Below are 18,932 nucleotides of genomic sequence, written 5' to 3'. Positions count from 1 at the left end.
CCTGATGCTGCATTTTGTGAAGGTTGTTGCGGCTGAAGATAGCACAGCCGGGAAGGTCGGAGGACAAACGCCCGTACTGCCCGGCCGTATTTCATGCTAAACATGGCGTTATGTTACACCCGTTGCGAGAAACCGTTCGCCAGGCGGTCAAAACTCTGGTTGAGCGACAGTTTGGCGTTGTCCTGCCGGATGTTGCCGTCGAATTTCCCCCCAACGTGACCCTGGGCGATCTGGCAACGCCGGTCGCTTTCGAGGTAGCCAAACGCCGCAAGGCTATCACCGGCGAAAAACACGCACCACGTGACATCGCCCAGACACTGGCCGATGGGTTGCGGACGGTGCTGCCCGATTTCGAGCGGATCGAAGTTGCCGGCGCCGGCTATATCAACCTGTTTCTGAACCGCGCCGAAACCCTGCTGCGGGCGCTCAATGCCCCGCCCGGCGTGCATGCGCCACGTTTCAGGGGAAAGGTCATCGTCGAGCACACAAGCGTCAACCCGAACAAAGCCGCCCACATCGGCCACCTGCGCAATGCCGTGCTGGGCGATGCCCTGGTGCGCCTTCTGCGCGCGACCGGCGAGACGGTTGAAGTCCACAACTACATTGACGACACCGGGGTTCAGGTGGCCGATGTGGTGGTGGGGTTCGTGCACATTGAAGGCAGGTCACTGTGCGAGGTGGCGGCCATTGATGGGAAGTTCGATGACTACTGCTGGGACCTTTATGCCCGCGTCGGTGCGTGGTATGCCGAAGATGAGTCGCGCCTGCGCTGGCGGACGGAGACACTCCACGCCATTGAACGCCACGAAGGGGAACTGGCCGCCTTGGGTGCCCATATTGCCGAACGCATCGTGCACTGTCATCTGGCCACGATGGAACGGCTGGGCATCCGCTACGACGTACTTCCCTGTGAAAGCGCCATTTTGCGGCTTGATTTCTGGGCCGAGGCGTTTGAGCGCCTCAAGGCGGCCGGGGCGATTGTCTATGAAGCCGAAGGGCGGCGCGCTGGCTGCTGGGTGATGCGGGCCGGGCAGGAAGCGGCCACGACCGACGACGAACACGACGCCGACAAGATACTTGTGCGCTCAAACGGCACGGTCAACTACACCGGCAAGGACATTGCCTATCACCTGTGGAAACTGGGCATTCTGGAGCGGGATTTCCACTACCGGGCGTTTCACCGCTACGCCGACGGCCATACCGTGTGGATGGGAACGGCCGCCGAAGCGGATGATGCTTCTCCGCCGCCGGCGTTTGGGCGCGGCGCAGCTTATCTGAACGTCATTGATGTGGGGCAGAGCTATGCGCAGGAGTTTGTCAAACGGGGTGTCCTGTCGTTGGCCCCGGATGCCCTGCGGGACGCCGTGGCCGCCAGCGCCCATGTCGCCTACGAGAAGGTGGCGCTGACGCCGGCAAGCTGCTTGGAGCTGGGTTTCGAGCTGTCCGAAGCTGACCGTCAGCGCCCGTTCATTTCCATGAGCGGACGCAAGGGGCTGGGCGTCAAAGCCGATGACCTGCTGGACCGGCTGGAAAGCAAGGCCCTGGCGCACGTCCAGGCGCACCAGCCCACGCTGCCCGAAGCCGAACAGCGTGCCATTGCCCATAAAATCGCCGTGGCGGCGGTACGCTACTTTTTGCTCAAATTTGCCCGGACGACACTCATTGCCTTCGATTTTGCCGACGCCATGGCCGAGCAGGGCGAAACAGGGGTGTATCTGCTCTATTCCCTGGTGCGCGTGGCCGGCATCCGCCGCAAGCTGCGCGAGGCCGGTCTGGATTGCCCCAACCCGGCGGCCGTGCTTGCCGGGAACCACACACAGCTCGAAGCCTGGCTGCGGGACGAAGGGAAAACCGCCAATGAGTTCTGGACGCTCATCGGGTTGGTGCTGCGCTATGACACCGTGCTCGTGGAAGCCAGTGAAACGCTGGAACCTTCTGTCGTCGCCAAGTATGCTTTCCAACTCGCCCAGGCATTCAGCGGGTTTTACAACCGGCACAACATCCGGCATGAACCGGATGAGGTTCGGCGGGCATTTCTGCTGGCGCTGGTCAGCCTGGTGGAAAGCCGCCTGCGGGCGGCGCTGGATGTCCTTGGGATTGACGCTCCAGAGCGCATGTAAGCGTATGTAGCTGCCCGGGCCGTGTCCCCCTACGGTCAGCTTTTCCTTTGTGTCCCTGCGAGGTTGGCTGCCATGACGACTTCACCACCACCGACGCTCGACGTGCCGCAATACTGGCTGGCGGATGTGCCGGACACCGCACAGGCTTACCGGCCGGCGTGGTTTGCGGAGTGCAGCCTGAAGTTTCACAGCCTGCGGGCGCGGCTCAAGCATACGGATGAGCGCCTGTTTCTGGCCTGGGTGCCACGGGGGGAAGGCGAGCCGGACTGGGATGCGCCCCCACGCGAGCCGTCCACGGTGCAGGTCAACCAGTTGTGGAAGTCTCCGCCACGCGATCTGCCCCACCGGCAACAAGGCTACCTGCTTACACAGACGGCGCTGACGCGCCACGTCGAGGAGTCTGGTGGCGCGGCTTTCACGGCGGGAGAAGCTGCGCCTGTGGTTCAATCAGCAGTTTGATGCGTTTTCCGAAGTTGGGGAGAGCCGCGAAAGCTTCGTCCAACGGCTGGCGGAATCGGCGGCCGAAACCATCGAGGACGAGCTGGCGGCACTCACGGCGCGCGTCAACCTGAAGCTCATGCAGGTGCAGTCTGCCGCCGAGCGCAAGGGCCTTGGGCAGAACCTGCCGGAAGCCAAGCTCAATGAAATCCTGACCGAGCGGCGGCAGGAATTTTTTTCGTCCATTACCCGTCTTGAAGCGCTCTTTTCGAGTGGGGAGCGTCTCATCGTGGCGGCCGAAGACAACCAGCCGCTCAACAGCGTGGTGAGCGACCCGGACCTGCACGAAACGCTGCTTCACATCGAGGCGGATGTCCGCCGGCAGTTGAACGCCCTGTGTACCCGCTGCCTGGAGACGGCCGCCGCCTGTGACCCGTTTGAAATCGGTCTCCAGCCGGGACAGATCACCGTCCTGCGCAAAGGGCTGCTGTGGCTGCCCGAAACCGGCAGCCCTACGACAGACCGATGATGTTTCCTTCGGCGTCAATGTCAATCCGCTCGGAAGCCGGGACAGCCGGCAGTCCCGGCATGCGCACCAGGTCGCCGGCAATTGGAATGACAAAACCAGCGCCGGCGGCAATTTCGATTTCACGAATGGTCAGCGTAAAGCCGGTGGGGCGTCCGAGTTGGGTTGGGTCGTCGGAAAACGACTTCTGGGTTTTGGCGATGCACACCGGAAGCTGCTCCAGTCCCAGTTCGGCAATCAGGCGGAGATCGCGCCGGGCCCTGGGGAACCACTGCACTTCGCCGGCACCATAGACTCGCGTGGCCACCGTCTCGATTTTGCGCTCGATGGAGTCCGTCAGGTCGTAGAGCGGCTGCCACGACGACGTGGAACGCCCGACCGCAGCCAGGACTTCGTGGGCGAGGGCTTCGGCTCCGGCCCCACCGTGGGCCCAGGTTTCGGACACGGCTGCCGCCACGTGCAGTGCCGCGCAGCGCGCCTGAATCCACGCCATTTCTTCGGCGGTATCACTGGTGAAGCGGTTGATGGCCACGACGGGTTCAAGTCCGAACTGACGGACGTTTTCCAGGTGCTTTTCAAGGTTGCCAAAACCCCGTTCCAGGGCTGCCATATCCGGGGTGGACAGGGTTTCGAGCGCAGCGCCGCCCTGGTATTTCAAGCCCCGCACCGTAGCCACCACAACCACCACGGCCGGCGACAGGCCGGCGGTTCGGCATTTGATGTGCAGAAACTTCTCGCCACCCAGATCGAAGCCGAATCCGGCTTCGGTGACGACGTATTCGCTCAGGTGCAGTCCGGTGCGGGTCGCAATGATCGAGTTTGTCCCCTGCGCAATGTTGGCGAACGGCCCCAGGTGAATGATGGCGGGACTGCCTTCGAGCGTCTGCACGAGATTGGGCTTGATGGCGTCCTTCAGCAGGGCGGCCATGGCGCCGTTGGCTTTGAAGTCGCGGGCATACAGAGGCTGTTTGTCGTGGGTGAGGGCGACGAAGATGCCGCCGAGTTTTTCCTTCAGGTGGTGCAGCGAATCGCACAGACACATGGCGGCCATGACTTCCGAAGCCGCCGTGATGTCAAAACCGGCCTCACGGGGCAGGCCGTTGGCGCGGCCGCCGAGGCCGACGATGATCTGACGCAGCGCCCGGTCGTTGGTATCGAGAACGCGCTTCCAGCGCACACTGGTGAGATCAATTCCGCCGGGGTTTCGCCGCTGGTGGAGCGCGTTGTCCACGATGGCGGCCAGCAGGTTGTGGGCGGCGGTCACGGCGGCAAAATCACCCGTGAAGTGCAGGTTGATCATGTCCATAGGCGCTACCTGCGACCGTCCGCCGCCGGTGGCGCCGCCCTTGAGGCCGAACACCGGCCCAAGGGAAGGTTCCCGCAGGACAGCAACGGCCTGCCGCCCGATCCGGTTGAGGGCATCGGTCAGACCAATTGTGACCGTGGTTTTTCCTTCTCCGGCCGGGGTTGGTGTCATGGCGGAAACAAGGATGAGTTTGCCTTGTCGGGAACTCTCCGGCGCACTGAAGGCAAGTGGCAGTTTGGCGGCATACCGCCCGTATGGTTCCAGTTGGTCGGCGGCCACACCGAGACGTTCGGCAATGGCGGCAATCGGTTGCAGTTTGACAGAGCGTGCAATGGCAAGGTCAGACATGGAATTTTCCCGAAGTGGAGAATAGGGGGTAGCGAGTAGCGAGTGGCGAGTAGCGAGTAGCGAGTGGCGAGTGGCGAGTAGCGAGTGGCGAGTGGCGAGTGGCGAGTAGCGAGTGGCGAGTGGCGAGTGGGGAGTGGGGAGTGGCGAGTGGGGAGTAGCGGATAGCGAATAAGGAATAAGGAATAAGGAATAAGGAATAAGGAATTGATGACTATCTGTTTTACATTTCTTGCTTCTCACTTTTCTGTTTCCTGTTTTCTATTCACCATTCCCTATTCCCTACTCGCTACTCCCCACTCGCCACTCGCCACTCGCCACTCGCCACTCGCCACTCGCCACTCGCTACTCGCCACTCGCCACTCGCCACTCGCTATTCGCCACTCGCTATTCGCTATCCGCTATTCGCTATCCGCCCCTCCCTCATCCCTTCCGGCCAGGCGGCGCAACCGTGCCTGAAGATCGAACGGCGTCAGTCGCAGGACAACGGTCGCTGTCAGGTACACACCGCCGTACAGCGCCAGCCCGCCGAGATCAGCCAGCCAGCGCCACGATGCACCTGAACTGACCGCCGGAGCGACGAGCGAGATGACCGCCCAGGCGCTTCCGGCCGCGAGCAGCGCGCACAGCCACAGTCCGGCACGTTCGAGGCGGTTGTCAGCCAGCGGCCCGATGCGTCCGTGCAGGCTGCGGCGCAGCAGAACGAACTCCACCCAGGCGGCAAGCCCCGAAGCCGCGGCCAGTCCGGCGACGCCCCACGCCGACGGCAGGCCCCACCGGCCTGGCAGGTACAGCGCCGCGACCGCGCCGCCCCCCGCGCCCAACCCAACCCGTGCCAGTGCGTAGCGCAGTGGTGTGCGGGTGTCGCCCAGGGCATAAAATCCAGAGGCGTAGAGCCGGGCCTGCGTCGCCGCGCGCAAGCCAATCGCTGCCGCCGCGAGTGTCAGCCAGACGGCCGCCGTGGCGTTGTCATCGAAACGTCCGCCCCGGTAGAGCACGCCGACAATACTGCCGCCCAACACGACAAAAGCCACACTTGAGGGAATGACGAAAAACGACATCTGTCGTACGGCCTGCTTCAGGCGTTCGCGCATCTGGGCGGCCACAGCTTCCGGCGTGCCGGTGGCGCTGGACAGGGCTGGAAGTTCGGCTGCCGAAATCGCCAGCCCGAACAGGCTGACGGGCAGCATGTACACGTCCTGCGCGTAGCCCAGAATGCCGACGGCGCCTGGTGAAATGAGGCTGGCCAGGATGTTGTCCAGATAGCCGCTGATCTGTGCGACGCCCCGGCTGACGAGCGCCGGAAAGAAGTTACCGATGACCTCGCGGGTGGGCGCACCGTCGAGCTGAAAACCCAACTGGAGCGGCGGTGCCATGCGCCAGACCGTCGGAAGCTGTACGGCCAGCATGACGGCGCTTCCCACGACATTGCCCCAGGTCGTCCAGACGACGAGGTGTTCGAGCGGTTGTCCGCCAAACACCAGCAGCGTCAGGATGACGACGAGATTGAGCGCCACGGGCGCAGCGTAAGGCAGCAGAAACCGCCGGTGGCTGTTGAGAACACCCAGACACCAGGCCGACAGCACCAGCAGGCCGATGCCGGGGAAGAAAATCCGTACCAGTGTGACCGTCAGGGCGTAGTTTTCACCGGTAAAGCCGGGCGCAATGAGGCGCGTCAGCCAGGGCGCAAGCGCCATGCCGGCGGCCACGAGTCCGGCCACGACGACGGCCAGCAGACTGAAGATGGCCCCGGCGAGGCGTCCGGCTTCGTCGGTCCGGCCTTCGGCCAGCAGCCGCGCATAGGCTGGAATGAACGAGGCCGAGAGCGCGCCTTCGCCGAGCAGGTTTTGCAGCACGTTCGGAATGCGCTGCGCTGCGCGATAGACCCCGGCCAGATCGGTGTCGCCGAAGTAGTAGGCAAAAACCTTGTTGCGGATGAGTCCCGACACCCGGCTGGCCAGAATGCCCATTCCAACCAGAAGCGCCGCCGGAAGCTTGGGAAACGTCGGCATGCAGGGATTACCTGAAAGGGGCCGCCGCCCGGTGGCCCCGCCATCGTTCAGAGCGCCGCGAGTTCGGCTTCGAGTTTTTGCCGTTCATACAGCGCCGCGTAGCGGCCGCCAAGGGCCACGAGCTGGTCATGCGTTCCCTGTTCGACAATCTGCCCGTCTTCGAGAAACACGATGTGGTCGGCATCCTTGACGGTTGAAATCCGGTGGGCGATGAGGATGGTGGTCCGTCCGCGCATCACCTGCCGGAGATGTCTCAGGATGCGCGCTTCGGTGTCGGTATCCACGGCCGAAAGGGCATCGTCGAGGATGAGGATGCGGGGATTGCGCAGGATGGCGCGGGCCAGCGCCGTGCGTTGTTTCTGTCCGCCGGAAAGGGTGATGCCGCGTTCACCGATGACAGTTTCAAAGCCCTTTGGGAAGCGTTCCACATCTTCGCGCAGGCCGGCCTGTTCGGCCGCCTGGGCGATGGCTTCAGGCGTTGCATGCTCAACGCCAAAGGCAATGTTGGCGGCAATGGTATCGCTGAAGAGGAAGGCTTCCTGGGGCGCGTAGCCGATGGCTGCCCGGAGTTGATGCAGTGGGTAAGCGTGGATGGGCCGCCCGTCAATAAACAGCGTCCCAGGTGGTGCATCGAGCAGTCGGGGAATGAGATTGGCCAGCGTGCTTTTGCCGGCGCCGGTGGAGCCAACTATCGCCAGGGTCGCACCGCGTGGGATGGTGAGCGAAATGTCGCGCAGCACAGGCGGACCCGGCATGCCGTCAGGGCCCGGGTAGGCGAAGGTCAGGTGTCGGAACTCGATGTCGCCGGCAACGGGCGGCAGGTTGGGAACGGCGGCTGCGTCATGAATGGCCGGAGCTTCATCGAAAATTTTGGACAATCGTCCCATGCTGGCCAGTCCGCGCTGGGTGAGGTTGACAACCCAGCCCAGCGCAATCATCGGCCAGACGAGCATGGTCAGGTAGAGGTTGAATTCCACGAACTGCCCCAGGGTCAGCTCCCCACGCAGAACGAGCCGCCCGCCGTACCACAGCACAATGGCCGGGCCGAGTCCGAACAGGATGTCGAGAACCGGACGAAACAGGGCCGACAGCCGGATGAGTTGCAGGTTGCGTCGGACGAACTCCCGGTTCATGGCGTCGAAGGCGGCTTCTTCAGCGGCTTCCTGGGCGAAGGCGCGCACGACACGGACGCCGGAAAAGTTTTCCTGCGCCTTGGCCGTCACCAGTCCGAAGTATTCCTGAATGCGCTCCGACTGGTCGTGGATGCGCGCCCCAAAGTATTTCGTGGCGGCCGCCGCCAGCGGCAGGGTGATGAGGGCGAAGGCGGTGAGGGTGACGTTGACGGCCACCATGGCGGGCAGAACGAGCAGGACGGTGAACAGCGTGTTGAGACCGTAGAGTACGGCCGGGCCGATGAGCATGCGTACGGCGCCGATGTCGTTCGTGGCACGCGACATCAGATCGCCAATCCGCTGGCGATGGAAAAAGGACGGCGGTTGCTGCTGGAGATGGGCGTAGAAGGCCTGACGCAGGTCGTATTCGATGTCGCGCGAGCGGTTGATGAGGATGCGCCGCTGCCAGAACAAAAACAGCCCCCGGATGGCGGCGATGCCGACAACCAGCCCGGCATAGCGTGCGATCTTGGACTGCGTGACGCCCTTGCCAAGGTCATCCACAGCCGTACGAATCACCTGTGGCGACAGCAGGTTGATATAGGCGCTGGCCAGAATGCACAGCCCGCCGAGCAGAAAGCTGGGCCAGTAGGGCGCGCAGAAGCGGAGCAGGCGCTGCCACGGGGTGAGCGTGGGGCTGGAAGGTTGGGCTGAAGATGCAGCGGTTGGCGCTGAAGCAACGGGCGAGGCGAGTGAGGCTGTGGGAGAAGAACTCATGGTTTACAGGGCTGAAGCCGTCTGCCGGTTTCGGTGCGCCGTGGTCGCGCCCGGCGCGCAGGTGTCTTTATAGTCGAGAACCGGTTGGGATAACACGCGCCCCCGCCAGTTTTATCTCCTGAAACAAAGGTGGTATTGGCAATGGCGTGACCTGGCCTGCACTGGGTTGTGCCGGGTGATCCTCCCCAAGTCTGCCTGTTTGAAAGCGGGCGCAGCGTTTTACAAAGAGGATGAGCGTCCTTACAGAAGCTCCAGCAACGCTTCAGACGTGATCTCACAATCGCGCAGAATCTTGGACATCAAACCTGGTCCAATGGTTTCTCCGCGATGAACAGGTATAACGGTACAGCGGCCATCAGAATGGCGCAGAAAATGATGGCTTCCCTTGATACGCACTACGTCAAAGCCAGCCTTGTGCAGCGCCGCAATAAGTTCTTGACCTTTGACGCGCGGCAGTTTCGTCATACTTCAACCCAGACGCGCTGAATCCCTACGAATTCCTGACGTGAGGTATGTTCCCCTTCGACTTCCAGGCACAGCTCGATGGCTTCGCGGACTCGCTTCATCAGGGTATCCAGGGATTTGGCTTGAGTATGGCAGCCGCGTAATTCAGGAACACTGGCTACATAGTAACCTTCCGGATCGCGCTCAATGATGACGCTGAATTCTCTTTGCATTTGTTCTTTCTCCGTTTTTGCTCCTGATAAGTTGTTCTGAAGGGTACTGTCCGGCAATGTGCAGCTCCAGGTCGCAAACGATGTCGGCTCAAGCCGACCTGTCGGAGGAATGGCACACGCCGGTTTCAGTGTACACCTTACACATCGTTGTCTTTGAGGATTCTGGATAACAAGCCCACGAAAGCGCCGCGCACATGCGCCTGAGCCGTGGATAGTCAACATACGGCGGGTGTCGCCACAGCGGCCGACGGCATTGACGGCCCGGCCGCGTCCCGCCAAGATGCCCTCCGGGCCAGCCCCTGCCGCCGCCGTACTCCATGCTCCCACACTGGAAACGCCTGCACCATGCGCCTTTGGTTTCTCATCTGCCTGACGCTCTGGTTTTCAACCGTAGGAACCGCCCTGCCGCCGGGCAGCAGCCAGCGCGCTGCCCAAAGACCTGCTCCCGCCAAAGCGCCTGATGCTTCGGCCCCGGAGTACGCCCAGCTTTTCAACCGCCAACTGCCAAACGGCCTCGAAGTCATCGTCTATGAAGACCACGCCGTACCGCTGGTGACGATTGAACTTGCCTGCCGCAACGGTTCCTTCACCGAGCCGCCCGAACTCAACGGCCTGTCGCACCTTTACGAGCACATGTTCTTCAAGGCCAACCGGGCCGTGAAAAATCAGGAAACCTACCTGCGCACCATTGGCGAACTGGGCATCATTTACAACGGCACAACAAACACCGAGCTGGTCAACTACTACTTCACCACGCTCAGCCGGCATCTGCCCACAGCGCTGCGCTTCATGCGGGATGCCGCCCTGTACCCGGCTTTCGACGAGGAGGAATTTGCCCGCGAAAAAGAAGTCGTACTGGGCGAAATAGACCGCAATGAGTCAAATCCCTACTACTACCTTTCAACCGAAATGACGCGGCGGCTGTTTGCGACCTACACCAGCCGCAAAAATCCCCTTGGGACGCGCGAAACCGTGGCTGCGGCAACAACCGATCAGATGCGGCTCATCCAGCAGCGGTACTATGTGCCGAACAACGCTGCCGTCCTCGTTGCCGGCGATGTCGAACCCGAAGAGGCCTTTCGCCTCGTGGCAACGTATTTCGGAGACTGGCCGCGTGGTGAAGACCCGTTCAAAAAGTACCCGTTGGTGGAACATCCGCCGCTGAAAGCAAGTGAAGGCGTCGTGGTGACGCAGCCCGTGCAGAACGTCACCATTCAGATCGGCTGGCACGGCCCTTCGATTGGCAAGGACGATGCGGCCACCTACGCGGCAGATGTGTTCTCGTTCATCCTGCGGCAGCCAAACAGCCGTTTCCAGCGGGCGCTCGTGGACAGTGGTCTCGCTACCGGCGTGGATTTGATCTACCTGACCCAGCGCAACGTCGGCCCGATTACCCTCACGCTGCAAACCACACCGGAGAAAGCCCGCGCCGCCCTGCGCGCCATCTATGCCGAAATCGAACATTTTGCCGACGCCGACTACTTCACGGATGAAGAACTCAGCGTGGCCAAAACCCTGCTTGAGGCCGAAGACCTGTTTTCGCGGGAGAAGGTCAGCGAGCACGTTCACTCGCTGAGTTTCTGGTGGGCTTCAACCGGACTGGACTACTTTCGCGGCTACCTGCCAACCCTGCGGAAAACCTCGCGGGCCGACATTCAGCGTTACCTTCGCCGCTACATTCTGGGGCAGCCTCACGTCGCTGTTGCCCTGATGTCGCCCGAAGCAGCTTCCAGTCTGAAGCTGACCGAAGCCGAACTCGTTGGTGAGCAACGGGCCCTGGCTACGGCGCATTGACCGTTTTGCCCGGCTGCCTAGTAACCCAGCGCGCGCAGGTGCTCGGCCGTCAGCCGGGACGCCGACGAAGGTGATGACGAAGCCGATGAATACTGCAAAAGGCGTTCGACGTACTTGGCGAGCACATCGGCTTCGAGGTTGACGGGCGCGCCGGGCGTGAGGTGGGGCAGCGTCGTCCAGGCAAGCGTCGTCGGGATGACGGCAATTTCAAACCAGTCCTCGCCGAGCGCGGCAATCGTCAGGCTGACGCCATCCACGGCAATGCTGCCCTTGTGCACGAGGTAGCGTCCGATGTCCGGCGGAAAACCAAAGCGCATCGTGACGGCGTTTCCACTGGGACGGCGCGAAAGAAAGCGGCCGATGGCGTCCACGTGGCCCTGCACGATGTGTCCGCCCAGGCGCGCGCCGACGGCAACGGCCCGCTCCAGATTGACGCCTGCGCCGGGGGTGAGCTGGCCCAGGTTGGACACCCGCAGGGTTTCTTCGGAGGCGTCGGCCGTAAAGCCCGTGCCGGTCAGGGAAGTCACTGTCAGGCAGACGCCATTGACGGCAATGCTGTCGCCGATGTGCGTGCCCTCCAGAACGGTTCTGGCGGCAATGGACAGAACGCCGCCGGTAGAGCGCCGCCGGAGCTGTTCCAGATGGCCGACTTCCTCGATGATGCCGGTAAACATACTCGCCCTCGTTCAGGCCTGCCTTTGTTCAGGCCTGCCTTCGTCAGGTACACCCTTGTTCAAACACCGGATCAGGCATAGGACGGCGCATTGCCCGGCCGCCACTTGATGTTGCAGCCGACGCTGGGCTTTTGTCCGTCCAGCGGCGGCTCACCGGCCAGCACCGCATCCAGCGCCCGGCGCAGGTCTTGCCCCGTAACCGGAAGGCCGTTGCCGGGGCGGCTGTCATCCATCTGCCCACGATAGACGAGTTTGCGTGTCCGGTCATAGACAAAGAAATCCGGGGTGCAGGCTGCCTGGAAAGCTTTGGCTACTTCCTGGGTCTCATCATAGGCGTAGGGAAACTGGAAACCGAGTTCCTGCGCCATGGCTTTCAGCGATTCCGGCGCGTCTTCGGGATAGGTGGCGGCGTCATTCGAGCTGATGGCGAGGACGCCGACGCCTTTGGCGACATACTCATTGGCCAGTGCCGTGAGTTCCCGCTGGACGTGCTTGACGTAAGGACAATGGCGGCAGATGAACATCACGAGCAGCGCCGGACAGTCGGCAAAGGTGGCTGGTGACAGAGGGCGTCCGGTGGTGACATCCGCCAGCGTGAAATCCGGCAGCGGCGTTCCCAGCGCGAGCATGGTGGATGGCGTCAAGGCCATGGATGAGTGCCTCCCTTGTGCGCAAGGCGTGATGCGGAAGTTCTAGCCGGGAGAGCACTGGTGCGCAAACAAAACTCGAATGAACCGTCCGGTGCGGTGGCCAGGCTGTGACTTCCGCTGGGAATCCGGCTTCGTAACACGGTATTAAGCTTTTTCCTGTCTCATGCTGTTCCTGAAAAGTTCACCCTCAAGAGTTCATCCTATCGTGTTGGCTTCCAAAGCCACGACAACGAGTAGCTTCTGGTGCTGTTGCCAGACGCAACACGCAGGAACTGAGGAGACTGGAAAATGCGAAGTGCTTTGTTGGGAAACCGGTTGCCAATCCTGGTCGGTTGGTGTGTCGTGTGGACGAGTTGCTTTCTCGCCTCCGGCTGTGATCGGGAGGCGACGCCGGCCGCCGGCAGTACACCCGGCGCTGCTGCGCGGGCGAAAAGCAAAGCCCAACCGCTTGACCTCAACAACCTGCCCAAGACCATGGCGGGCGTGGCCGGCATTGAACTGGTACTCATTCCGGCCGGCGAGTTCACCATGGGGGAAGCCGGTGGTGAACCGGATGAGCAGCCGGCGCACCGGGTCAAGATCAGCCAGCCTTTCTACCTTGGCAAATACGAAGTCACCCAGGCCCAGTGGAAGCAGATTATGGGCAACAACCCGAGCAAGTTCGTCGGCGACGACCTGCCCGTGGACAGCGTTTCCTGGAAGGACGTGCAAACCTTTCTTCAGCGTCTGAATGATGCGGACGACCCCTTCTTTTACCGCCTGCCGACGGAAGCCGAATGGGAATATGCCTGCCGCGCCGGAGGAACCGGCAAATATGCGGGCAATCTCGATGCCACGGCCTGGTACTTCGACAACGCCGGCGGCAGGACCCACCCGGTGGGGCGGAAAGAACCCAACGCCTTTGGCCTGCACGACATGCACGGGAACGTCCGGGAGTGGTGCTAGGACTGGTACGATGACCTCTACTACAAAAAGACGCCCGGTGAGGACCCGACCGGGCCGACGAACGGCACCTGGCGGGCGATTCGCGGTGGCTCCTACTTTGCCAATGCTGCTGCCTGCCGATCAGCCGTACGCTACAAACTCGACCCCGAACTCAAGCTCGATTCGGTTGGCTTTCGGGTGGCGGCCAGCGTTCGCTAGCTCCGGTATTGGGCCGCGGGCATTTGGACCGGCGCTGACCCCAAGGTCGGCGAGCGTGGATGTGCTGACTTTCCGCTCTCTTGTGCGTCCGTCCGGTCTTACCCTCACTTTCCAAAAAGAACGTTGGCCGGTAAGAAGAACGGCTGGATGAGTTTTACAAACGCGCCAGCGAGCGGGAGAAGGCGCGCGCGCAAAAGGCCCAGCCGCAGCTTCAGCCCGGCATCAAGGAGGTCAAGCCGGAAGACCTGCCGCCGTGGGTGGTGATCTACCCCAACGCGGAAATCAAGAACAACATTCAGGCTGATCGCCCGAACACACTGGCCGGGCGCCTCATCATGGCCTCGGATGATGCACCGGAAACCGTGGCCAATTTCTATGAGAAGCTGCTCAAGGACAGCGAATTCACCGTCGTCCGCACGGGTTCCGGTGAGACCCAGGCCGTCAGCGCCCGCCGTCAATCCGGTGAGGTGGTCATGGTTTCGGCGATGCCCAACAAAGAGCTGAAGAAGACAACCGTGATGCTGAACTACATGAGAATGGCTACCAACAAATAAGTAGCACTGATGCCCCCCAACCGGGCGTTGTACGTAAGGGAGCCAAGGGAATCGCTTCGTGGGGAGCCGGGCTGGCCGGTCAGGCGCGCATCGCCTGCGCTTCAGCTTCTCCGCCGGCCAGCGCCCGGTTGAGCAGGGTTTCAAACTCACCGTACGACTCCAGGTAATCCTCCCGGCTCAACTGGATGATGTGTTGCGCTTCGGCGGCGTCATAGATGTGGGTGATTTCCGTACGCCGCTCGGTGGCGCCGGGAATTTCCTTGTAGGTCAGAAAGTAGTGCCGCAGCCGCTCGACCAGATTCTTCGGGCACTCTGAAATGTCGCGCCATTCCCCATAGACTTCATCGTTGCGGAGCACGGCAATGATTTTGTCGTCGGCTTCGTTGCCGTCAATCATCCGCAACCCGCCAATCGGGATGGCCTGCACGAGAATGTCGCTGTGGTGAATTGGCTTTTCGGTCAGCACACAGATGTCGAGGGGGTCGCCGTCGCCCGCCATGTCTGTCCGCCCGGTGCGTTCAGCACAGAATGCTCCAATCCGCCTGCCACAGTAGGTCTGCGGAATGAGACCGTAGAGCGTCGGGCAGTGGTTGGAATACTTCTGCGGACGGTCAACCTTGAGGTGCCCGGTCGTCTTGTCGAGTTCATATTTGATGGCGTCCGTCGGCACGATTTCAATGTAGGCCGTAACCTGCGCGGGGGCCTGCTCGCCGATGGAGACGCCATGCCACGGGTGGGCTTTGAACAGGGTCCGCATCATCTTCCACAAAATGGCTTCCAGTGTTTTGTCCATGACGGCTATATCCAGTCTCCTCAAACATTTGTCCGCACGGCGGGGGACATCGCACGGATGATGAACCGTGACGCGGTGGGTGGCTCCTCCGGCCGGTGCGGCTGTGGGTTTCGTGCTTATTCTGCACTGGCAGTTCGTTGCTTTTCGTACGCTTCACGCGCCGCAGCATAGACCTGCTGCAGCGGGCGTCCCGTCGCTTCCGCCAGACGGTGGCAGGCTTCATATTCCGGGCTAACCTTTTCCGTGCCGTCCGCCAGTGTCGCTACCTTGACCTCCACTTCGCCGTCTGGCGTGACGACGCGAACCTGCCGGCGCGGCAGGATGTGGCGCAGCGCGGGACGTACCCGGACGCCCAGAGTCGTGGTTTCACGGAAGATGAGCTGCGTCAGCCGCTCCTCGTCTGCGGGGCAGCAGAGGACGCTCAGCAGCACCGCCGGCCGGTTTTTTTTCATATAGACGGGCGTGAAAAAGACATCGAGCGCACCGGCGGCGAGCAGCCGCTCCAGAACGTAGCCCAGTTCCTGCGGTGACTGGTCATCCAGGTTGGCTTCAAGGGTGGAGATGCGCTGGAGGGACGGCGTTTCTTCATCCGGGCGGTCGGCCGGCTGCCCGTCCGCGCCGAGAAACACCCGCAGGGCATTGGGAAATCCCGGTGTGTCGCGCGTGCCGGCGCCGTAGCCGGTGTGGGTGACGGTAAACGGCGGCGTCCGGGTGTAGCTCCGGCACAGGGTGGTGATGATGGCGGCGCCGGTCGGCGTCGTGAATTCGCCTTCTACATCGCCGGCATAAAACGGCACGCCTTTGAGCAGTTCCGCCGTGCCCGGAGCCGGAATCGGATAGCGTCCATGCGCACAGGCGACAAAGCCAAAGCCAACGCGCAACGGCGCGGAGGTGATGTGTTCGACGCCCAACTGCTCAAGGCAAAGACATGCGCCCACGATGTCCACGATGGCGTCCACTGCACCGACTTCGTGGAAGTGAACGTCCTCCGGGGAAATGCCGTGGACGCGCCCTTCGACTTCAGCCAGTCGCCAGAAGATTGCCTTGGCCCTGGCTCTGACCCGTGCGTTCAGATTGGCGGCATCCAGAAGGGCCAGAATCTCACGGATACCGCGCCCGTGCCGGTGCCCGTGATGGTGCGGCTCCGGTGGGTGCGGTTCGTGGTGATGCGGTTCAGGGTGATGGTGATGATGCTCATGGTGGCCTTCGTGCGGATGCCGGTGCGGGATGGCTTCGGCATCAGAAGTATCCGTGAGGCGTACATCGAATTTGGCGCAGTCAATGGCGGCACGCCGGACGCGGCGCAGGGAAAGCGTATAGCCGCCGAGTCCGAGTTGTTCCAGGTCAGACTGGAGGCGGTCAAAGGAAGCGCCGGCATCCAGCAGGGCGCCGATGATCATGTCGCCGCTGGCACCGGCAAACGTATCGAAGTGAAGGTGACGGGCGTGAACCGTGGACATGCGGGCGTTTCTCACTTGCGCGGATGGAATTCGACGCTGCACCATGGGGCGCTTACTGCCATGATGCAAGTCTGTTCGGTAACGCAACGTGCCGACTTCTGAACAGCCGTCACAACCAGTCTCACCGGGGAGGGCAAAGAGGATGGCGACGAGGTGGCAGCGTATCCGTTGGATGGGCGTCGGCTTTGTCCTGGCCGTTGCCGGCGTGGGGTTGCTGTGGGGATGGCCTCCTGCCCGGTGGCCGGTTTCCCAGGCGATGCCCAACCCGACGGCTGATGCCCTCAGTCTGGCCTTCAGCCGCGTTGCCCAGCAGGCGCGGCCAGCCGTAGTCAACATCCGTGCTGCCGGGCCGAGCCTGGCGCGTGGCATGGGCGGGGCAACCGGTTCGGGCTTTGTCATTGACCGCGAAGGTCACATCGTGACGAATCTCCACGTCGTCCAGCAGGCCACACGCCTGACCGTACGCTTGGCCGACGGCACGCAGCTCCCGGCGCGCCTGGTGGCCGGCGACGCTGAAACGGACATCGCCGTTCTCAAGCTCATCGGACGCGCCGACATTCAGCCGCTGACTTTCGGAGATTCCGACGCTCTGCGCGTCGGCGAGTGGGTCGTGGCCATTGGCAGTCCCTTTGGTTTGGATCAGACCGTGACCACGGGTGTCATCAGCGCCAAAGACCGTGTGACCGACCGGCGGAATACGCTGCAACAGTTTCTCCAGACCGATGCTGCCATCAACTTTGGCAACTCCGGCGGCCCACTGCTCAACCTCGCCGGTGAAGTCATCGGCGTCAACACGCAGATAGCTTCACGCGACGGGAGCTACAGCGGCATTGGGTTTGCCCTGCCGTCGGCGACGGTGCGCGAAGTTGTCCGCCAGTTGATTGAGCGGGGACAGGTTTCACGCAGTTTGTTGGGCGTGCAGGTGGATCGCGTCACACCGCAGTTTGCGCGGGTGTACGGCCTGCCCAATGACCACGGGGCGCTCATCCAGCACGTCGAAGAAGGCGGTGCCGCCTACGCCGCCGGGTTGCGCAGTGGGGATGTCGTGGTGGCGTATGCCGGACGACCCATTACCAGCGAACGGGACCTCATCCGTGAACTGGCAGCAACCCCCGGCGATACTACGGTGGAAGTCCGTTACTTCCGGGATGGCAAGCCAACCTCGGTGATGCTCCGAACGGAAGAGCGTGTATCGCCAGCGGTGCGTACCATGCGCCCGCGTTTCGAGCGGCGAGGTGGGCCCTCCAGCGATGCGTTGCCGGAGGAACCGGAGACAGCTCTGCGCCGCCTGGGGCTGAGTGTGGCGGATGCCTCGCCGCTCAAGCTCATGCAGCTTGGCGTCAAGGACCTGTATGCCGGGCAGGCAGGCGTCCTGATCACGGAAGTCAGTCCGGTGGGCTTGGCGGCCGAAAACGGTTTGCAGGAAGGGATGCTGATTACAGCAGTGAATCGGCACACGGTGCGGACGGTGGATGAGTTTCTGGCGCGGTTGGGCACGCTGCGTCCGGGCGATGACCTGGTGCTGGCCGTGAGCCGTCCGCTCGGAAGGACGCCACAGGGCGAACGCCGCGCCGTCACCAACTTCTTTTCGTTCACGCTGCCGTGAGCCGTTCCATCCGGGCATCCAGCCAGGCCACGACCCGCGTCGGGTAATCGGTCACGATGCCATCCACGCCACAGGCCACCACGCGCTCCAGGTCGGCTTCATCATTGACCGTCCAGGTGTTGACCTGAAGCCCCCGGCGGTGCGCCTGCGCCACCCCGTGCGCCGTAACCAGCCTGTGGTGTGGATGCAGCGCCCGTAACCGGAGCCACCAGGTGATCGGGAGAGGGCGCAAATACCAGCGCGACTGCGGGCGGTACAGATAGGCCAGGGACAGACGGGCATCAGCCTGCTGAAGCCGCCACAGCACCAGAGGATTGAATGAGGACACCAGACAGCGCCCGTGCAGACCGAACCGGGCAACAAGCTGTGCCACGGCGCGCTCTTCCCCGTGGCTGTGCAGGTCGTCGTTTTTGATTTCGACGTTGATGAGTTTGTCCGCCGGAAGCCGGGCAAAGACCTCTTCGAGCGTAGGGATGGTTTCACGCCCAAAGCCTGTCCCCCGCCCAAAGTCAAAGCCGCGCAGGTCAGACAGGGAGAGATGGGCAATCCGCCCGGTGCCATCCGAGGTGCGGTCAACCGTCTCATCGTGGATGACGACGGCCTCACCCGACGCACAGCAGCGCACATCGAGTTCAATCCCATCGGCCCTTTCAGCAAACGCCTGCTGAAAACCCGCGTGAGTGTTCTCCGGGCAGGTGCCGGCCGCGCCACGGTGTCCAAAAACCAGTGGGCGCCGGGGCACGGAAGACATAAAAGGGGAAAACCTGCGTAAAAAGGAGGAAACCGGGTTGCCAGTTGGAACCAAGAGGTGTATAACTGCGTTAGTTCAGTTGCCCTGTGACGGCAGGGCATGGGTCGTCAAAAACCCAGCAAATTTCGTTTCCTGCCACGAAACGAAATCCGTCAACCCGCCTCGATCACAACGCGCTGTGAATCGGAAGCCCC

Annotated in this window: 16 protein-coding genes and 1 pseudogene; 7 read left to right on the top strand and 10 right to left on the bottom strand. The window is 62.4% G+C overall.

Annotated features, from left to right (window positions below; translation table 11 throughout):
- The first annotated feature begins 110 nt into the window (after nucleotides 1-110).
- From J8C01_RS09730 to J8C01_RS09720, 3 genes are all read left to right on the top strand, one after another.
- Nucleotides 111-2,120 carry an arginine--tRNA ligase gene (locus J8C01_RS09730; protein WP_211431777.1) on the top strand — a complete coding sequence of 670 codons (2,010 nt, stop codon included), beginning with the start codon at nucleotides 111-113 and terminating at the stop codon, nucleotides 2,118-2,120.
- A gap of 72 nt (nucleotides 2,121-2,192) precedes the next feature.
- On the top strand, nucleotides 2,193-2,579 hold the full coding sequence (locus J8C01_RS09725) for a hypothetical protein (RefSeq protein ID WP_211431776.1): 387 nt from the start codon (nucleotides 2,193-2,195) through the stop codon (nucleotides 2,577-2,579).
- Nucleotides 2,524-3,087 (top strand): hypothetical protein, encoded by a 564-nt coding sequence (locus J8C01_RS09720; protein ID WP_211431775.1) that lies wholly within the window; start codon nucleotides 2,524-2,526, stop codon nucleotides 3,085-3,087. Before J8C01_RS09725 ends, J8C01_RS09720 begins: the two co-directional genes overlap by 56 nt.
- On the opposite strand, the gene J8C01_RS09715 is transcribed toward J8C01_RS09720, so the two are convergent.
- From J8C01_RS09715 to J8C01_RS09695, 5 genes are all read right to left on the bottom strand, one after another.
- Nucleotides 3,071-4,738 (bottom strand): formate--tetrahydrofolate ligase, encoded by a 1,668-nt coding sequence (locus J8C01_RS09715; RefSeq protein WP_211421981.1) that lies wholly within the window; start codon nucleotides 4,736-4,738, stop codon nucleotides 3,071-3,073. The two genes, J8C01_RS09720 and J8C01_RS09715, sit on opposite strands and share 17 nt — an antisense overlap.
- Nucleotides 4,739-5,136: 398 nt before the next feature.
- On the bottom strand, nucleotides 5,137-6,747 hold the full coding sequence (murJ, locus tag J8C01_RS09710) for a murein biosynthesis integral membrane protein MurJ (RefSeq protein ID WP_249355441.1): 1,611 nt from the start codon (nucleotides 6,745-6,747) through the stop codon (nucleotides 5,137-5,139).
- Nucleotides 6,748-6,794: 47 nt separating this feature from the next.
- Nucleotides 6,795-8,636 carry an ABC transporter ATP-binding protein gene (locus J8C01_RS09705; protein WP_211431774.1) on the bottom strand — a complete coding sequence of 614 codons (1,842 nt, stop codon included), beginning with the start codon at nucleotides 8,634-8,636 and terminating at the stop codon, nucleotides 6,795-6,797.
- A gap of 240 nt (nucleotides 8,637-8,876) precedes the next feature.
- Complete coding sequence (locus tag J8C01_RS09700; RefSeq protein WP_211431773.1) at nucleotides 8,877-9,101, bottom strand: type II toxin-antitoxin system HicA family toxin; 225 nt, start codon at nucleotides 9,099-9,101, stop codon at nucleotides 8,877-8,879.
- A complete protein-coding gene (locus J8C01_RS09695) occupies nucleotides 9,098-9,313 on the bottom strand; it encodes a type II toxin-antitoxin system HicB family antitoxin (protein ID WP_211432717.1) in 216 nt (71 codons plus the stop codon). The genes J8C01_RS09700 and J8C01_RS09695 overlap by 4 nt, the downstream gene beginning before the upstream one ends.
- Before the next feature lie 345 nt (nucleotides 9,314-9,658).
- Between J8C01_RS09695 and J8C01_RS09690 the strand changes: the two genes are divergently transcribed.
- A complete protein-coding gene (locus tag J8C01_RS09690) occupies nucleotides 9,659-11,107 on the top strand; it encodes a M16 family metallopeptidase (protein WP_211431772.1) in 1,449 nt (482 codons plus the stop codon).
- A gap of 17 nt (nucleotides 11,108-11,124) precedes the next feature.
- Here the strand turns inward: J8C01_RS09690 and J8C01_RS09685 are convergent, their stop codons facing one another.
- Complete coding sequence (locus J8C01_RS09685) at nucleotides 11,125-11,781, bottom strand: riboflavin synthase (RefSeq protein ID WP_211431771.1); 657 nt, start codon at nucleotides 11,779-11,781, stop codon at nucleotides 11,125-11,127.
- A 71-nt stretch (nucleotides 11,782-11,852) separates the two neighbouring features.
- Nucleotides 11,853-12,431 (bottom strand): thioredoxin family protein, encoded by a 579-nt coding sequence (locus tag J8C01_RS09680; RefSeq protein ID WP_014100447.1) that lies wholly within the window; start codon nucleotides 12,429-12,431, stop codon nucleotides 11,853-11,855.
- Nucleotides 12,432-12,719: 288 nt separating this feature from the next.
- Between J8C01_RS09680 and J8C01_RS09675 the strand changes: the two are divergent.
- A pseudogene (locus J8C01_RS09675) lies at nucleotides 12,720-13,574 on the top strand (formylglycine-generating enzyme family protein).
- Nucleotides 13,575-13,831: 257 nt separating this feature from the next.
- Complete coding sequence (locus tag J8C01_RS09670; RefSeq protein ID WP_211431769.1) at nucleotides 13,832-14,128, top strand: hypothetical protein; 297 nt, start codon at nucleotides 13,832-13,834, stop codon at nucleotides 14,126-14,128.
- A gap of 79 nt (nucleotides 14,129-14,207) precedes the next feature.
- Here J8C01_RS09670 and J8C01_RS09665 read toward each other — a convergent pair whose 3' ends face one another.
- Both J8C01_RS09665 and larC read right to left on the bottom strand, forming a co-directional pair.
- Nucleotides 14,208-14,921 carry an inorganic pyrophosphatase gene (locus J8C01_RS09665; RefSeq protein WP_211431768.1) on the bottom strand — a complete coding sequence of 238 codons (714 nt, stop codon included), beginning with the start codon at nucleotides 14,919-14,921 and terminating at the stop codon, nucleotides 14,208-14,210.
- A gap of 116 nt (nucleotides 14,922-15,037) precedes the next feature.
- Entirely contained in the window at nucleotides 15,038-16,381 is a 1,344-nt protein-coding gene (gene larC, locus J8C01_RS09660) for a nickel pincer cofactor biosynthesis protein LarC (protein ID WP_211431767.1), read from the bottom strand.
- A gap of 142 nt (nucleotides 16,382-16,523) precedes the next feature.
- Between larC and J8C01_RS09655 the strand changes: the two genes are divergently transcribed.
- Nucleotides 16,524-17,987 carry a trypsin-like peptidase domain-containing protein gene (locus tag J8C01_RS09655; RefSeq protein ID WP_211431766.1) on the top strand — a complete coding sequence of 488 codons (1,464 nt, stop codon included), beginning with the start codon at nucleotides 16,524-16,526 and terminating at the stop codon, nucleotides 17,985-17,987.
- On the opposite strand, the gene J8C01_RS09650 is transcribed toward J8C01_RS09655, so the two are convergent.
- Entirely contained in the window at nucleotides 17,974-18,738 is a 765-nt protein-coding gene (locus J8C01_RS09650; protein WP_211431765.1) for a glycerophosphodiester phosphodiesterase, read from the bottom strand. The genes J8C01_RS09655 and J8C01_RS09650 overlap by 14 nt on opposite strands.
- Nucleotides 18,739-18,932: the final 194 nt, after the last annotated feature.

The organism is Chloracidobacterium sp. D (genome assembly GCF_018304685.1).
In the GTDB taxonomy this organism is placed as follows: domain Bacteria; phylum Acidobacteriota; class Blastocatellia; order Chloracidobacteriales; family Chloracidobacteriaceae; genus Chloracidobacterium; species Chloracidobacterium thermophilum.
Note: the sequence above shows the minus strand (reverse complement) of the source record. Positions and strands in the feature narration are given on the sequence as shown.

What these genes read in the sequence shown, in the direction of transcription:
- J8C01_RS09705 (WP_211431774.1), bottom strand. Translation starts at nt 8,636, where the DNA reads ATGAGTTCTTCTCCCACAGCCTCACTCGCCTCGCCCGTTGCTTCAGCG.
- J8C01_RS09665 (WP_211431768.1), bottom strand. Translation starts at nt 14,921, where the DNA reads ATGGACAAAACACTGGAAGCCATTTTGTGGAAGATGATGCGGACCCTG.
- J8C01_RS09680 (WP_014100447.1), bottom strand. Translation starts at nt 12,431, where the DNA reads ATGGCCTTGACGCCATCCACCATGCTCGCGCTGGGAACGCCGCTGCCG.
- J8C01_RS09725 (WP_211431776.1), top strand. Translation starts at nt 2,193, where the DNA reads ATGACGACTTCACCACCACCGACGCTCGACGTGCCGCAATACTGGCTG.
- J8C01_RS09700 (WP_211431773.1), bottom strand. Translation starts at nt 9,101, where the DNA reads ATGACGAAACTGCCGCGCGTCAAAGGTCAAGAACTTATTGCGGCGCTG.
- J8C01_RS09690 (WP_211431772.1), top strand. Translation starts at nt 9,659, where the DNA reads ATGCGCCTTTGGTTTCTCATCTGCCTGACGCTCTGGTTTTCAACCGTA.
- J8C01_RS09715 (WP_211421981.1), bottom strand. Translation starts at nt 4,738, where the DNA reads ATGTCTGACCTTGCCATTGCACGCTCTGTCAAACTGCAACCGATTGCC.
- J8C01_RS09655 (WP_211431766.1), top strand. Translation starts at nt 16,524, where the DNA reads ATGGCGACGAGGTGGCAGCGTATCCGTTGGATGGGCGTCGGCTTTGTC.
- larC (WP_211431767.1), bottom strand. Translation starts at nt 16,381, where the DNA reads ATGTCCACGGTTCACGCCCGTCACCTTCACTTCGATACGTTTGCCGGT.
- J8C01_RS09685 (WP_211431771.1), bottom strand. Translation starts at nt 11,781, where the DNA reads ATGTTTACCGGCATCATCGAGGAAGTCGGCCATCTGGAACAGCTCCGG.
- J8C01_RS09730 (WP_211431777.1), top strand. Translation starts at nt 111, where the DNA reads ATGTTACACCCGTTGCGAGAAACCGTTCGCCAGGCGGTCAAAACTCTG.
- J8C01_RS09650 (WP_211431765.1), bottom strand. Translation starts at nt 18,738, where the DNA reads ATGTCTTCCGTGCCCCGGCGCCCACTGGTTTTTGGACACCGTGGCGCG.
- murJ (WP_249355441.1), bottom strand. Translation starts at nt 6,747, where the DNA reads ATGCCGACGTTTCCCAAGCTTCCGGCGGCGCTTCTGGTTGGAATGGGC.
- J8C01_RS09695 (WP_211432717.1), bottom strand. Translation starts at nt 9,313, where the DNA reads ATGCAAAGAGAATTCAGCGTCATCATTGAGCGCGATCCGGAAGGTTAC.